Consider the following 241-nt stretch of genomic DNA (forward strand, 5'->3'; position numbering starts at 1 on the left):
TATCACCACCGTACTGGAATCGGACAGTCCTTCCTGGTCCTGTACGGTCAGTTCCACGTTATAGGTCCCGGGTGCATTGAAAGTATGGCTGGGGTTGGGCAGGGTACTGGTGTTCCCGTCCTTGAAGTCCCAAAGGTAATCGATCACCGCGACGTCATCGGTTGAAGTATCGCCTGTGAAGTCCACGGTCAGTGGTGCATCCCCCGTTGTGAGGTTCGCGGAGCTGTTGCTCACCGGGGGT

At 56.8% G+C, this 241-nt stretch carries 1 protein-coding gene; it reads right to left on the reverse strand.

The features are described from left to right. Positions 1 to 241 (reverse strand): PKD domain-containing protein (locus M3P19_RS16885; RefSeq protein WP_249658874.1); only part of this gene is annotated, 241 nt, incomplete at both ends.

The organism is Flagellimonas spongiicola (genome assembly GCF_023502425.1).
Taxonomy (GTDB): Bacteria; Bacteroidota; Bacteroidia; order Flavobacteriales; family Flavobacteriaceae; genus Flagellimonas; species Flagellimonas spongiicola.